General features: G+C 53.5%; 15 protein-coding genes. 3 read left to right on the top strand and 12 right to left on the bottom strand.

Annotated features, from left to right (window positions below; translation table 11 throughout):
• Window positions 1-21: 21 nt before the first annotated feature.
• The 6 genes from SH580_RS10805 to nadA all read right to left on the bottom strand — a co-directional run bounded on the left by SH580_RS10805 (window position 22) and on the right by nadA (window position 4,999).
• Window positions 22-906, bottom strand: coding sequence for a rhomboid family intramembrane serine protease (locus SH580_RS10805; RefSeq protein ID WP_319834991.1), 885 nt, complete (start codon window positions 904-906; stop codon window positions 22-24).
• Window positions 907-1,075: 169 nt separating this feature from the next.
• Entirely contained in the window at window positions 1,076-1,387 is a 312-nt protein-coding gene (locus SH580_RS10800) for a ribonuclease III domain-containing protein (protein WP_319834990.1), read from the bottom strand.
• A 5-nt stretch (window positions 1,388-1,392) separates the two neighbouring features.
• Window positions 1,393-1,971: a ClpP family protease gene (locus tag SH580_RS10795; protein WP_319834989.1), complete on the bottom strand. Its 579-nt coding sequence runs from the start codon at window positions 1,969-1,971 to the stop codon at window positions 1,393-1,395.
• Between the two features lie 129 nt (window positions 1,972-2,100).
• The gene (gene rpiB, locus SH580_RS10790) at window positions 2,101-2,544 is read right to left on the bottom strand and encodes a ribose 5-phosphate isomerase B (protein WP_319834988.1); all 444 of its coding nucleotides are present in this window, start codon (window positions 2,542-2,544) and stop codon (window positions 2,101-2,103) included.
• A gap of 150 nt (window positions 2,545-2,694) precedes the next feature.
• Window positions 2,695-3,888, bottom strand: coding sequence for an MFS transporter (locus tag SH580_RS10785; protein ID WP_319834987.1), 1,194 nt, complete (start codon window positions 3,886-3,888; stop codon window positions 2,695-2,697).
• Window positions 3,889-4,042: 154 nt separating this feature from the next.
• Window positions 4,043-4,999, bottom strand: coding sequence for a quinolinate synthase NadA (nadA, locus tag SH580_RS10780; protein ID WP_345786225.1), 957 nt, complete (start codon window positions 4,997-4,999; stop codon window positions 4,043-4,045).
• Between the two features lie 263 nt (window positions 5,000-5,262).
• Between nadA and SH580_RS10775 the strand changes: the two genes are divergently transcribed.
• Window positions 5,263-6,642: an alpha-amylase family glycosyl hydrolase gene (locus SH580_RS10775; protein ID WP_319834985.1), complete on the top strand. Its 1,380-nt coding sequence runs from the start codon at window positions 5,263-5,265 to the stop codon at window positions 6,640-6,642.
• Here the strand turns inward: SH580_RS10775 and SH580_RS10770 are convergent.
• The gene (locus SH580_RS10770; RefSeq protein WP_319834984.1) at window positions 6,628-7,230 is read right to left on the bottom strand and encodes an OmpA family protein; all 603 of its coding nucleotides are present in this window, start codon (window positions 7,228-7,230) and stop codon (window positions 6,628-6,630) included. The two genes, SH580_RS10775 and SH580_RS10770, sit on opposite strands and share 15 nt — an antisense overlap.
• A gap of 317 nt (window positions 7,231-7,547) precedes the next feature.
• Between SH580_RS10770 and SH580_RS10765 the strand changes: the two genes are divergently transcribed.
• Window positions 7,548-8,138, top strand: coding sequence for a sirohydrochlorin chelatase (locus tag SH580_RS10765; RefSeq protein WP_345786222.1), 591 nt, complete (start codon window positions 7,548-7,550; stop codon window positions 8,136-8,138).
• Window positions 8,139-8,193: 55 nt separating this feature from the next.
• Here the strand turns inward: SH580_RS10765 and SH580_RS10760 are convergent, their stop codons facing one another.
• The 5 genes from SH580_RS10760 to fbaA form a co-directional block, all read right to left on the bottom strand.
• The gene (locus SH580_RS10760) at window positions 8,194-8,430 is read right to left on the bottom strand and encodes a LuxR C-terminal-related transcriptional regulator (RefSeq protein ID WP_319834983.1); all 237 of its coding nucleotides are present in this window, start codon (window positions 8,428-8,430) and stop codon (window positions 8,194-8,196) included.
• Window positions 8,431-8,479: 49 nt separating this feature from the next.
• Complete coding sequence (locus SH580_RS10755) at window positions 8,480-8,839, bottom strand: response regulator (protein WP_319834982.1); 360 nt, start codon at window positions 8,837-8,839, stop codon at window positions 8,480-8,482.
• A gap of 191 nt (window positions 8,840-9,030) precedes the next feature.
• Window positions 9,031-9,609, bottom strand: a complete 579-nt coding sequence (gene hpt, locus SH580_RS10750; RefSeq protein ID WP_319834981.1) for a hypoxanthine phosphoribosyltransferase — start codon at window positions 9,607-9,609, stop codon at window positions 9,031-9,033.
• Between the two features lie 63 nt (window positions 9,610-9,672).
• A complete protein-coding gene (locus tag SH580_RS10745) occupies window positions 9,673-10,800 on the bottom strand; it encodes an NAD(P) transhydrogenase subunit alpha (RefSeq protein WP_319834980.1) in 1,128 nt (375 codons plus the stop codon).
• Between the two features lie 118 nt (window positions 10,801-10,918).
• Window positions 10,919-11,950, bottom strand: a complete 1,032-nt coding sequence (gene fbaA, locus SH580_RS10740) for a class II fructose-bisphosphate aldolase (protein ID WP_319834979.1) — start codon at window positions 11,948-11,950, stop codon at window positions 10,919-10,921.
• 262 nt (window positions 11,951-12,212) lie between these two features.
• On the opposite strand from fbaA, the gene uvrB reads away from it, so the two are divergent.
• Window positions 12,213-14,282: an excinuclease ABC subunit UvrB gene (gene uvrB, locus SH580_RS10735; RefSeq protein WP_319834978.1), complete on the top strand. Its 2,070-nt coding sequence runs from the start codon at window positions 12,213-12,215 to the stop codon at window positions 14,280-14,282.
• Window positions 14,283-14,333: the final 51 nt, after the last annotated feature.

The raw sequence follows: 14,333 nt of genomic DNA, 5'->3' as shown, positions 1-14,333 counted from the left end.
ATCGTCTGACATGCGCTGAACTTAGCGGCTTAAAAGATCTTTGGCGCGGTCAAGAGTGTGTTTCTCGCTATCCGTTAGAGAGCCAAAGCCGGAAGCATTAATTTTATCAAGAATGCGATCGACTTCCTTTTGTAGCTCGTCGCGGTTGCTTCGGTTGACTTTGTAGCTGATGTGCGCTTCGGTTTTCTTGCGGCGCTTGAACCAAGCGGGCTGCTCCACGGTGGTGCGTGTGTTCTTCGGGGAGAAAAAGCTGTTGCTGCGGTTGTGAATGTAGCGGAAGTAAAGGATTCCGGCCAACATGCCGCCGAGGTGGGCGGAGTGTGCTACGTGTGAGTGGTTGGGGAGCTCGTAGAAGAGAATGCCGCCAATCGAAACTGCCAAGCTGCCCCAGAATACCCATTTGGGCTTCACTGTTACGGGGATGATAAAGAAAATTAGTAGTGTGATCGGGCGTTCAGGGTAAATGAGGCAGAACAGTGTTAGTATTGCCATCACTGCGGCAGAGGCGCCGACGACGGACCCGTATTCATTGAAGTGGAGGAATAGATACACGCATCCGCCGAGCAAAGTGCCTGCTAGATAGAGGCCGAGGAAGCGCTCGCGCCCGATCACTGGTTCGACGATTCGTCCAATGAAAAATAGCCCCAGCATATTACCGAAGATGTGGAAGAAACCTGCTGTGCTGTGCATGAAGCCATAGCTCAGTAGGGTCCACACTTTGAGCTCTTGAAAGTTCTGACCGCTTAGGCTGAACCAGTTGGCCATGAATTGATTCTCGCGCCCAAACATTCCAGGGAAGAATACGTTTAGCACCTGCTGCATTACGAACACGGCGACTGTGATGACGATCAGTGTCGTCGTCATCGAAGTTTTAGGAGGCATGGTCTCCGAGGGAGACTGTCTCATATACGGGCGGTCGTAGAGCATTTTTTAGGAAATAAAAATTTCCGGAGCGAGGTCGCCCGGAATGGAAAGAAGACCTCGAATATGGTCGCCTGTTCCTTCAGGAGCAAGGATTGAGATCAGTTCTGGCCGCAGTTTAGGCGATTTTATGGCCTTTAGAGGCTCTTTGCCCCTATTTTTTATTCCGATAGCTGCCGGGTTGCTTGCTCTTGGTGCGGCGCTTTATGAATAGTGGCAGGAATTTGCCTTCTATGAAATCGAAGGCGGCTTGCAGGCCTTCGCTCTCATAGACGAGCCCGATCTCGGCTTCCATTGCGGTGGGCTCGCCTAGAGCGGAGAGAAATTGGTTCGAGGTCATCTGGATGAAGACCTCCGCGCGCTGCTTCACTGAAATGTCTGTTTGTTTCAGAATCCACTCGCGCGCGAAGAGTGCCAAGACGGCATCTCCGATCCAGGCCTTAGTGCGTTTCTCCTCTTCGATCAAGGTCTTTAGATTTTATCGACAATCTTGTCAGCTAGACCGTATGCGATCGCTTCGTCGGCTGTCATGTAAAAGTCACGATCTGTGTCTTTTTCGATTTTCTCCAGTGCTTGTCCGGAAGATTCGGCTAAGATGGCATTTAGCTCGTCGCGCAAGCGCTCCATTTCCTTGGCTTGGATGTGGATGTCCACTGCCACCGCGACCATTTGGCCGGAGATGAGTGGTTGGTGGATCAGTACGCGTGAGTGAGGATACAAGTAGCGATTGCCCTTGTCGGCCCCGCAAAGGAGGATTGAGCCCATACTTGCGGCCATTCCAGTTACGACCACTTTGATCGGAGAGCTGATCAACTTCATGGTGTCGTAAACGGCCATGCCTGCGGTGATCGAGCCACCGGGGGTGTTGATGTAGAAGGTGATCTCCTTGCCCGGCGCGTCCATCTCAAGATAGAGCAGTTTCTCCGTTACGTCGCGTGCGGACTTGTCGGAGACTTCACCCCAGAGAAAGACCTTACGCTCCTTGAGGAAAGTTTCTTGGATCTTGATCGATTTTTCTTCGGTTTCTTTCGACTTATTTTTTTCGGCCATGGTAAATATTATTTCGTAGGGGCTCCACTTGTGAAGTCCGCTATAGTTTGATGCAGTTGTGATTCAATAGAGAGAGCACAGCGAGTCGTTCTTTCAAGCTGCGAATGGAAAAACATAGTCGAGCGCAGGCTATCCTTCGATTTTGGCGACGCGGCGTTCATGGCGACCGCCTTCAAATGTGGCGTCCAGCCAAGTGCCGACGATTTTCAGTGCCAGCTCTTCGGGCACGGGGCGTGCGCCGATGGCGATGCAATTTGCGTTGTTATGCTCCTTGGTCATTTGAGCCGACCATTCATCCCAGCAGAGGCCACAGCGTACACCTTTGACCTTGTTGGCCACGATGGCTTCGCCATTGCCGGAGCCTCCGAGCACGATACCACAGTCCGCCTTGCCAGAGGCGACCGCCTCCGCGGCAGGGCGGATGAAGTCCGGGTAGTCGCAGGACTCGTCGCTGTCACAGCCACAGTCGATCACGGTATAGTCGCGCGCTTTGAGTAAAGTGATGATAGGTGCTTTGAGCGGGAAGCCCGCGTGATCGGTGCCGATCGAAACTGTAAGGGTTTTGTCTGTCATACTGACGCTGCCATGGGGGCAGGGTGGAGATTAATGTGAAAGTTGAAGTGCTTCGCTTGCTATGAATGGCAGAGTGAAAACTAAAGTGAAGGTGAAAGTGGGAGATTTTAGCGTGTGTAGTATTTGGAGGCTGAAGCGCTCGGCTACGACTCACGCCTCTTCGCGCAAGCGCGGGTGCCCGCGTACAAATTCAAAGAGGATGCAGGCGATGCTGATGAGGGTCATGCCGATGAGGGCCACGTTCGCCGGGGTGGAGTGGCTGAGAATATAGTAGCCGAGGAAGGGGGCCAGTGTGCCGCGTAATCCAGTCAGCGCCATGTGGATGCTCATGTAGGAAGAGGCTTTGGCCTCGGATGCGATCTTGGTGACCCATAGACTCCAGAAAATTTTGCCCCCACCCAGCGAGAGGCCTTGAAAGGCCATTGCGAGGCAGAGCACGTAGATATTTGTGGTGAAAAAGAATAGGGCGATACTTAGCAGGAAGGAGAGGTTGAGCAGATTGCGCGTTGTCACAAAGTGCATCCGGTCGAACAGGTGTCCCCACATCTTCGTGCTCAGTATGCGTGTCACTGCGGGGATGACTAGCATCAGTAACGCGATATGAGTATTGCTGGCATTGACGCCATAGCTGGGGTTGGCTAGGTAGTCAATGCGCACGGGTAAAGTGAGCAGGTTGCCCAGCCCCAGCAGCATCCAAGTGCCCAGGATGTAGCCAAAAAAGCGATCTTGCCAGATCAGGCTGAGGCTCTGCCAAGGGTTGCCCACGTTTTCGCGTGAGAGCGGGCTGCTGGGGATTTTGAGGCACACGCAGGCGCAGGCAACTGCTGCGAGTAGCATGCAGACAAAAATCCAGTGGTACGCTTCAATTTTTTGGTCCAGTAGCCGTCCTCCGATGAGCGCGAAGCCGATCGAGCTCAGGGCAGTGAGCATGAAGGGCCAGGTCATGCGGCTGCCGCGTTCGGATCGGGTGTAGTTTTCTGTGTAGATTTGCAGCATCAGCGGCCCTTGCTGTACTGCCGCGACTTGGCTGAGGACTACGAAGAGTGTGAAGAATAGTAGTGTCTGTCCTAGACTGGCGCCGGCGAGTAGTGCTGCGGCTGTGCCAAAGACGATTGCGCACGCGCGACTCGGAGTGGCGCGTAAGCTGGCTGCGATGTATAAGGTGAGCGGGGTGAGTAAGAAGCCGATGGGGCCGGAGCCGGCAATGAAGGACTTATGGGTCTCGCTGGCATCGAAGTAGCGGATGGCGATGACCAGCGCAAAGGTCGTCCAGCCCGCCTCTAAGATGCCTAGCAGGGGGGCCCGCAGTAGGTCGTTGCGGTAGGTGGCGCGGGCGTGGCTCATGCGGACCTCGAACGTTGAGCGTCTAACGTCAAACGTCGAATTGTAGGCTGCGCCTTAGGTCTCATGGTATTCATCATTGAACGTGCGATGATGGCCCCATGTTTCGCCAAAGGCGACGCAGGGCAAGCAGTTGGATGTTCCGATTCACCCCGCTCTACTTGCTCCATTCCAGCATGCGCTTGATGGGGGCGTAGGCCTTGAGGCGGATGTCTTCCGGCATTTCGATTTGAGGCGACATATCGCGCAGGCAATCCCGTAGCTTTTCGATGGTATTCATCTTCATGAAGCGGCAATCGTTGCAGGCGCAGGTGTCGGTCGGGCCGGCGATGAAAGTTTTCTCGGGGATCTCGCGTTGTAGGCGGTGGATCATGCCGGTCTCGGTGACGACGATGATTTGCTCGGCATCGCAGTCGCGGCAGAAGCCGATCATCTTTTCGGTGCTGCAAACTTCGTCGGCATTATCGCGTACCGTTTCGACGCATTCCGGGTGTGCGACCACCAGTGCGTCGGGGAATTTTAACTTTAAGCGTTCGATCGCTTGCTGCGTGAATAGCACGTGCGCATAGCAGGAGCCTGGCCAGAGTTGCATCTCGCGCCCGGTCTGTTTGCTGACCCACTGGCCCAAGTTTTGGTCGGGCACGAAGAGAATGTCGCGGTCTGCGGGGACCTTTTCGACGATTTTCATGGCATTGCCACTGGTGCAAATTACATCAGAGAGTGCTTTCACGCCTGCAGAGCAGTTGATGTAGGCGACCACATAAACATTGGGGTTGGCCGCTTTGTAGGCGGCCAGCTTTTCTGCCGGACAGGAGTCGGAGAGCGAGCAGCCAGCTTCCATTTCGGGGAGTAGTACTGGCTTATTCGGGTTTACGATTTTGGCTGTCTCCGCCATGAAGTGGACGCCGCAGAATACGATGCAATCGGTATCGGCCTCTTCAGCTTTGTAGGCTAGCCCTAAGGAGTCGCCCACGTAGTCGGCCACACGTTGGATGGCATCGATCTGATAGTTGTGCGCTAAGATGAGTGCGTTGCGCTCCTTTTTGAGCGCCAAGATTTCTTCTTGGATCGCAGTCAGCGGTGCTTCATTCCCGAGCTTGGGGTTGAAGACCATGGGTTCGTAGTTGAGTGTCGCGGTGGTCATGGCGGTGTTTAAATATCTAGTGATGACAGTGCAGATGCTTGCACGTCTGTAAAGCGAAGTTAAGCGCTATGTCATTTAACATTGAAAGATTGTTTTAGTTTACAGGGGGGGCCGTCCTCACAGATTGGGTGAATTTCGACGCGGGGCGTCTGTGCTCTATTGGGGCGTAGGTTGTCAACTGTCCAACTGGGCGTGCAATTGTGTTCATTGTTCTTTGTGGCTTGTTTGGCTGCATGTTGCTACCAAGCCCACGTCTTTTACTGTCCGCAGTTCTCGCCCTTGTTTTATCATCTACACTTGCGAATCGTTCCAGCGGGGCAGGCTTTGGCATGTATCCCGATTGGTCGAAAAATGTGGGGATTTACGAAGTGAACGTGCGCCAGTTCTCAGAGGCGGGCACTTTGGATCAAGTCACCGCGTATTTGCCACAGATTAAAGCTATGGGGATCGATTTGGTTTGGATTATGCCGATTCACAGTATTGGGGAGGAAAATCGTAAAGGGAGTCTGGGGAGTTATTACGCGATCAGTGATTATAAATCCGTCAATCCAGAGTTTGGCACGCCAGCAGACTTTCAGGGCTTAGTGGATCGTGCGCATGAATTAGGCATGTATGTGATTTTGGATTGGGTCGCCAATCATACTGCGTGGGACCATCATTGGACGCGGACGAATCCGGAATTTTATGAGACCAATGAAGCGGGCGAGTTTGTTCCTCCTGTCGCTGATTGGACGGATGTGATTGCCTTGGATTATACGAATGCTGAGCTGCGTCTCGCTATGATCGATGCGATGAAGTATTGGGTGCAGGAGTTTGGGGTCGATGGTTTTCGTTGCGATGTAGCTGAAGAGGTGCCGACTGATTTTTGGAATCAAGCGCGCCGTGAGCTGAATCAAGTTGGCCAAGTCTTTATGCTGGCTGAGGGGCAATTACCCGAATTTCACGACGAGGCCTTTGAGATGAGCTATGCCTGGCATCAGATGGGAGAGATGCGTAAGCTCAAAGCGGGGGCGATCGATGCGAAGGCGTTGGTGGACTACGAGGTCTATGAACAGGCCGAGAAATATCCGGATCATGCCATTCGCATGCGTTTCCTCACGAATCACGATGAAAACAGTTGGCATTCGACGGTAGATGCAGATTACGGCGCTGCGACAGGTGTCTTGCGGGCATACACCTTTGTGGCGCCGGGGATGCCATTGATTTATAATGGTGAAGAGGCGGGCTTGGATCAGATGCTGCTCTTCTTTGAAAAGGATGTGATTGACTGGCGACCGCATCCGCAACGTGCGCATCTGACTCGTCTGTTTCAATGGAAGAAGCGTAATCAAGCCTTGTGGAATGGTGCACACGGAGGTGATTTTGTAAGCTTCAATACTGGAGCCGAGGCGCAGGTTTGGGCTTTTTATCGAGAGATGAACAGCGATAAGATCGTCGCCCTGCTCAATTTGTCACCCGAAGCGGTCAGCTTTACGATCCATGATTCCGCTTTGGCGGGAGATTATACGGACGTCTTGACGGATGAACGGCACACTTTGAGTGCGCGCGAAAATATCACACTGAACCCTTGGGGCTACTGGTTGCTGGAAGCTCAGGGCTTACTTCTTGAGTAAGATTAAGTCGGCGCGGCGATCTTGTGAGGATTGTGACTTGGACAACCCACTGGTGGCTTCGAGGCTACCTTTGGAGAGCTTTTCGACGCGTAGCGGTGTGATACCGAGTGTGCCGAGATAGTCGCTTACGCTGTTGGCGCGGCGGTCGCCGAGCGCCAAGTTATACTCACTGGTGCCATACCAATCGCAATGCCCCTCGACTAGGATGTGGTAGCCGGAGTTTTGATCTAAGTAGTCTGCAGCTTGTTGTAGCTTGGAGCGCTCAGAGGCGGCGACAGAGGAAGAATCAAAGTCAAAGTAGATCGAGGGGAGCACGCCTTCGACCATTGTGAAGCCCTTGTACATGCCATTTTCAATTCCGTCCGAGCCGCGTTCTGTTAGGCCGTCAATGGCGCTGCCGTCCAAGCTCATGTCGAAGGAACCTTCTGGAACATAGTCGCCGCCGTAGTCTCCAGTGTCGCTTAAACTGCCGCCTTTGCCGCCTCCCATCTCATTGCCATATTGCGATGGGGCTTGTTTGCGTGTGCAGGCTGGAAGAAGGCAAACTGCCAAGAGCAGGGTAAAGAGTGTGCGGGCGGTCTTGTTCATAATTTCAGAATGTGGTGGTATGATTTGTATCTCGCAAACATTTTCCTATGTGTGTGGAGAAATTGTCGTTTACTTTCCCTATCTATGACTGCGCCTATTGTATTTTTAGTTGATAACGGTTCCCTGCGTCCTCAGGCGACTCTCGCATTGCGGGTTTTGGCGGAGGCGCTGTCGCAGCGTGTGGATTTGTCTGTTGAGGCTGTGAGCCTCTTGCACTCACACCGGATTCCTGAGCAGGCGCTAGCGGGAGTGCCGGCGACAATTGTGAGCGTCGTTTGCGGGAGTGCATCGAGCTGGGACATCGAAACTTTGTGTGTGTGCCACTTTTTCTGGGGCCTAGTTTGGCGATCACCGATTATTTGCCGCAAGTTGTGGCAGAGTTGAAGCGCGAATGTCCTGAGTTGAAGGTGCAAGTGGCCTCTGTTTTGGCGGGGGCGGATCTGGCGGTGCCGGATCTGCGCTTGGCGCAAATACTGGCGGATCAAGTGCGGGCTTTGCCGTGGACGCCTGGGACGCGAGTTGCTTTGGTGGACCATGGTTCTCCGATTCGAGCGGTGAACCATGTGCGAAACACAGTGGCGCGGCAGCTTGAGCAGTTGTTGCAACCGGCGGTTGAACTTGTGCAGCCCTGCTCGATGGAGCGACGATCGGGCGCGGCCTATGCCTTTAACGAGCCCTTATTGGAGGGGCTTGCTCAGTTGGACGGTTTTGCTGGTGGCCGTTTAATCCTGGCTATGTTTTTCTTGTTGCCTGGCCGTCATGCAGGGGAGGGGGGCGATGTGGCCGAGATCTGTGATGGGCTGGTGGCGAGCGGTGCCTTCCAGCAGATCCAGACGACTCCTTTGTTGGGAGAGCATCCTTTGTTGTTGGATATTTTGGTTGATCGCTTGCGTGCGACTCTATCTTGAGGCGGCGTGGCAGATTTTTGGGTGCACCAGCCCACAGATAGCTGATCTACTGCCTTTAGTTCCCGATCGAGATTAGACCGTTGTTGATCGCATAGCGGGTGAGGCTGGCGACATCATGCAGGTCCAACTTGCGCATCAGATTGGTGCGATGGTTCTCTGCGGTTTTGACGCTGATTTCCAGCTTGCCGGCGATGTCGCGGGTGCTGTGGCTTTCCGCTATCAGCTGAAGAATTTCGCGTTCGCGTTTGGTTAGGATGTTGATGCCAGAGTCGCTCGATCTGGGATCGGCCATTGCGTCGCGCAGTAGTAGCGCGACTTCGGGGCCAAAGTAACTGCCACCATTAGAGACAATCTCGATTCCCCTTGCGCAGTTCCGATAGGGGGGCCGATTTCTCTACGAAACCGTGTGCGCCCGCTTGTAGGAGTTCTCTAACTAAGCTCGGGCTCTGGTAGCCAGAGAAAATTAAGACTTGGGTGTCTGGAATTTTTTCCCGGAAAATACGTAGAATTTCTGTGCCGTTTAAATTGGGCAGCATTACATCGAGAATCACAAAGTCGGGCTTTTGTTCCAAGCAGGTGTCGCAGCCGATTTGACCGTCGCCACTTTCGATGATGACGTTGTATTCGCTTTGATCAATTACAGCCTGACTGACCATCTCGCGGATGGCAGTTTGGTCTTCAATTATGGCAACAGTTTTCATGGTAGTCAGGTAATTTATCGTACTATGACTATTAAATGGCTGTGATAAAGCTTTTAGTTCAATAGTTTAGAAGTGTTTACCACCAGTTAATTCGATTTTTGGATGAATATTGGACCCTAGGGAGAAATTTTGAATGATGATCGAGTTTGTGTGTGGGCGATTATTGATGCCATGTCGATGGATAATATCACTTAGGCCCACTCCGGTGGATTCTGTAGCTCGGGGCGTAATACACCGATGCATGGTAGCTGGCGGTAGCGCTCCGCGAAGTCTAAGCCATAGCCGACGACGAATTCGTCGGGAATTTTGAAGCCCACGAAGTCCGCTTCGAAATCGACTGTACGAGTCGTTTTTTTGTCCAAGAGGACGCAGGTCCTTAAGGTGGCTGGTCCCATGGCGCGGAACATTTCGGTGACGCGTGCCAGTGTGTTACCTGAGTCCAGGATGTCGTCGATGATGAGTACATCCATCCCTTTTAGGTCGAGTCGAACTTTGTCGATGACTTCTGGTGCTTGTAATGGTCGAGCTTCGTCGCGGTAGCTGGATATGCGAATGCAGTCAAGTTGCAGTGGGATATTTAGCTGCCGTATCAAATCGGCCACGAAAATAATGGCACCATTAATGATCGCGATTACGGCGACATCGCGTCCTGCATAGGTCTTGTTGATTTCTTGCCCGAGTTCCTTCAATCGGTTCTGGATCGTGGCTTCGTCGACGAGGACCCTATCAATATCATCGAGAGGATTATAGGCGGGATCGTTTGTTTGCATAGGTGCTTTTAATATTAAGAGGGGAGTTGATTACAAGTCGTACTATAGATTCTTATAGGCCGCCTATTTGAATCGCTCATGCACGACCTGGCCGCCACGAGTGATCAAGCAGCCTTTGAGAATCTCATCCTCTTCCCGATACTGAAAGTCCTGCGTTTTTGCATCCCAAAAGTGTTCGATTAAATTGTAGAAATTAGAGGCGAGCATGAGTGAGGCATCTTTGGGAAAGTAGCCCTCCAGGTTTTCGGGGCCGATCACGCGTACTCCTTGAGGGGTGACGATTTCTTCGCCGAGCTTGGAGCCTACGACGTTACCGCCAGACTCGACTGCGAAGTCGATGACGATGCTGCCACTTTGCATCTGCGCCAGCACCCCTTCATCCAGAATGACGGGGGCCTTGCGACCAAAGAGTTTAGCAGTGGTGATCACGATGTCCGCGCGGGCGCAGGCTTTTGCCATTTCCTGCCGCTGTTTTTCCATTTGCTCGGGAGTGAGCTCTTGCGCGTAGCCTTGGTCGGTCTGTCCGGTGGCACCGAGATCGACTTTAATAAATTTGGCGCCGAGTGATTTGACCTGATCTTCGACCGCGGGGCGGGTGTCAAAGGCTTCCACGCGAGCACCCAAGCGCTTGGCGGTGGCGATGGCCTGCAGTCCGGCGACGCCTACGCCGATGACAAAAACACGTGCCGGCGAGATGGTGCCGGCGGGCGTCATCATCATGGGCAAGATTTTGCGCATGCGGTCCGTCGCCATAATGACTGCTGCGTAACCAGCTAGGTTGGCCTGCGAGGAGAGAGCATCCATCTTTTGGGCCAGGGTGCTGCGTGGGATCATTTCCATGCTGATGCTTGCCAGTTTGCGCTTGGCAAGGTCGGCGATCAGCTGCGGTTCGTTGAAGGGGTCGAGGAAGCTAATGTGCAGCGTGCCGGGGCGTAAGGCGTCCAGTTCTGCTGTCTGCGGTTTGCGCACCCGTATCACTATGTCGGCCGTGGCGTAGCCAGCGGCGCTGGCTTGGACGATTTCAGCTCCAGCTGTTTGGTAGGCTTCGTCGTTGAAGTCGGATTGTAGGCCGATGCCTGTTTCGACACTGACGTCGAGTCCCAAGTCTTTGAACTTTTTAACAGTTGCGGGGACAATGGCGGTGCGGGTTTCGGCAGGGTGTGATTCTCTCGGGGCGAATAGACGTCTCATAATCCGTTGCATATTAGAGTGCTTGTCGCGATTCGCGGCAAGTGTGAAGTCAGGGTACGAAAAAGCCGGATACCGCTAAGCGGAATCCGGCTTTGAAAAATAAAATCAGTCGGCTGCTTTAGACTGTGCCGAAGATTGTTTTGCCTGTGGAGCAGAGGTCGTCGGCAGCTTGCATCAAGCGATCTGCCATGTTCTTTTCAGCTTTCTTGAGGTAGCCGCGTGGGTCGTAGACCTTCTTGTTGCCAACTTCGCCGTCGATCTTGAGCACACCTTCGATGTTTTCGCAGATATGTGTCACGACTGGGCGTGTGAATGCGTACTGTGTGTCGGTGTCGATGTTCATCTTGACCACACCATACTCCAGAGTTTCGCGAATGTCGCTGAGCTCGGAACCGGAGCCGCCGTGGAAGACGAGGTCCATCAGTGCATCGGCGCCATGCTTCTCGGTGACAGCTTTTTGGCCGTCGCGCAGGATGGTTGGCTTCAGCTTTACGGAGCCGGGCTTGTAAGCGCCGTGCACGTTACCGAAAGTTGCAGCGAAGAGGAAGCGGCCGATTGGCTGGAGGGCTTCGTAAACTTCAACCATGTCTTCGGGAGTGGTGTAGAGCTTTTCAGCGGGCAGGCCTGAGGTGTCGTGGCCGTCTTCTTCGCCGCCGACGCAACCAGCTTCAACTTCAAGGATGATGTCGAGCTCGGCGCACTCCTTCAGCAAAGCCTTGGAGATTTCGAGGTTTTCCTTAAGGTCGACGACAGAACCGTCGAACATGTGTGATTGGAAAAGTGGGCCCTTGCCTTCTGCGATGCGCTTGCGAGAAGCTTCGAGCAGAGGTTTGAGGAAGCCGTCGACTTTTTCAGGGTGGCAGTGGTCGGTGTGTAGGGCAACCAGCACATCGTGCTTTTCAGCCAAAATGTGAGTGGCTTCGGCGAGAACGATCGCACCGAAAGCTGCGTCATTTACATTGAGGCCAGAGGCGAATTGACCGCCACCAGTGGACACTTGAATAATTCCGTCAGATTTCGCGTCGGAAAATGCCTTGAGTGCGGCATTGATTGTGGTGATCGAAGTCACGTTGACGGCCGGGTAGGCGTAGTTGCCCTTTTGGGCGGCGTCGAGCATCGCTTCGTATTGTTTTGGTGTGGCTACTGGCATCTTTCGATTAGTTTGATTTATCTATTTTACGAGTGAAGTAAGCGCTTCTAATTCAGCGCGTAGGTGAATCGCAAGTTAATTCTTTCTCTTCTTACTTTTCAATCTTCTAATTCTGCTCAGACCTTGCTAGCGCAAGTTCCTGCTGAAATTGTAGCGATGCGACGCCAGTCGCGTCTGATCGAAATGTGAGGTCGCTCTGCGAACAAAGTCGCAAGTTCGCCTTGCGCTTGCGTCTCTTGGGAACTCTGCAATCTGTATTTCTGTGGATTTTAAACTGAGCAGCGACTACTCCCCACAGGGGGACCAACCAGAAGCGATTCGACAATTGGTCGAGTCCATCCGCGCGGGCAATCGTTATCAGACCTTGTTGGGGGTGACGGGCTCGGGAAAAACCTTCTCCATGGCCAATGTTATCCAGGAGTTGCAGCGTCCGGCGTTGATTATTTCGCACAATAAGACCTTGGCTGCTCAGCTCTACTCCGAGTTTAAGGCCTTCTTTCCGGAAAATGCGGTCGAGTATTTCGTCAGCTATTACGACTACTACCAACCGGAGGCCTACATTCCGCAGACGGATACCTACATCGAGAAAGATTCCTCGATCAACGACGATATCGAGCGCCTGCGCATCTCTGCCTCGTCGTCGCTGATCAGCCGCAAGGACGTGATTGTGATCGCCAGTGTGTCCTGCATCTACGGTCTCGGTTCGCCGGAGGACTTCAAGGCGATGATGCTTCCGCTACGTGCGGGGCTGGAGCTTTCGCGCGACGACTTTCTGGAGCAGCTGGTCGGGATTCTCTATGAGCGCAATGATGTCGATTTCAAGCGGGGCAGCTTTCGAGTGCGCGGCGATGTGGTGGATATTTACCCCGCCTATATGGAGTCCGGGATTCGTATTGAGTTCTGGGGCGACGAAATCGAGAGTATTCGCGAGCTGGATCCTGTGACTGGAGAGACCAGCGAGCAGCTGGAAATGTTTAACCTGTATCCGGCCACTCAATACGTGACTCCCAAGGATAAAGTTGATGCCGCGATCGCGGGCATCCGGCAAGAGTTGGAAGAGCGCGTCGCATATTTTGAATCAAAAAACATGTTGATCGAGGCGCAGCGCATCCGCATGCGCACGGAATACGATATCGAGCTGCTGCAAGAGATGGGCTTTTGCACTGGCATTGAAAATTACTCACGCTACCTTTCCGGTCGTAAGCCTGGGGAGCGTCCCTTCTGCCTGATCGATTTCTTTCCCGAGGACGCGCTGCTCTTTGTCGATGAGAGTCACGTGACCTTGCCCCAGGTGCGTGCTATGTATAATGGCGACCGCGCGCGCAAAGAGCGTCTAGTCGACTTTGGCTTTCGCCTGCCCTCGGCCATGGATAATCGTCCGCAAAAGGAAGAGGAGTTTAATCAAATTACCGGGCAGACCATCTACGTGTCCGCGACCCCCGCGCAGCATGAATACGATGTGTCCCAGGTGATTGCCGAGCAAGTGATTCGCCCGACTGGCTTGGTGGATCCGGTGATGGAAATTCGCCCGATTCAGGGGCAGGTGGAAGACTTTATTGGCGAAGTGCGTCAGGCGGCCGACATGGGAGAGCGCACCCTAGCCACGACTTTGACCAAGCGCATGTCGGAGGACTTGAGCGATTACCTGCGCGAGGCGGGGCTGAAGGTGGAATACTTGCACTCCGACATCGACGCCATCGAGCGAGTTGAGATTTTGCGCCGTCTGCGCAAGGGGGAATTTGATGTCTTGGTTGGAGTCAATCTGCTGCGGGAAGGACTGGACTTGCCCGAAGTGGCCTTGGTGGCGATTCTCGATGCAGACAAAGAGGGCTTTCTGCGTAGCGCCACTAGCTTGATTCAAACCGCCGGCCGTGCGGCGCGCCATGAAAAGGGGCGCGTCATTCTCTATGCGGATGTGATTACCAAGTCGATTCAGCTCACATTAGAAACCACCGATTACCGCCGGGAGAAGCAGCTCGCACATAATAAGCAGCACGGCATCATCCCGGTTGGGGTGAAGCGCGAGATCGATGATGGCTTGCAGGCACCCGGCAAGCGCTACGATGAACGCGAAGACGATGTCATCGGCCTGCTCGCGGAGTCCGACGATCGCGATGTCGCGGAAGTCATCGCCGAGATGGAGGAGGAAATGCTGGAGGCCGCGCGTAAGTTGGAATTCGAGAAAGCGGCCATGATCCGCGATCAAATCGAGACGTTGCAGAGCGGTAAACATGGCGGTGGCGAGAGTGGTGCCGCCAAGAGTAAGCCCTACAAAAAACGTAAATCTAAGGCTGTTTATAATAAGAGTGGCCTGCCCAGAAAGAAAAAATAGTGGCGGGGCGTTTCATTGACCTTTTTCTTTGATCGGTTAGAATATGGGAGC

This window comes from Coraliomargarita algicola (genome assembly GCF_033878955.1).
Classification (GTDB): Bacteria; Verrucomicrobiota; Verrucomicrobiia; order Opitutales; family Coraliomargaritaceae; genus Thalassobacterium; species Thalassobacterium algicola.
This window is presented reverse-complemented; position numbering and strand designations above follow the sequence as displayed.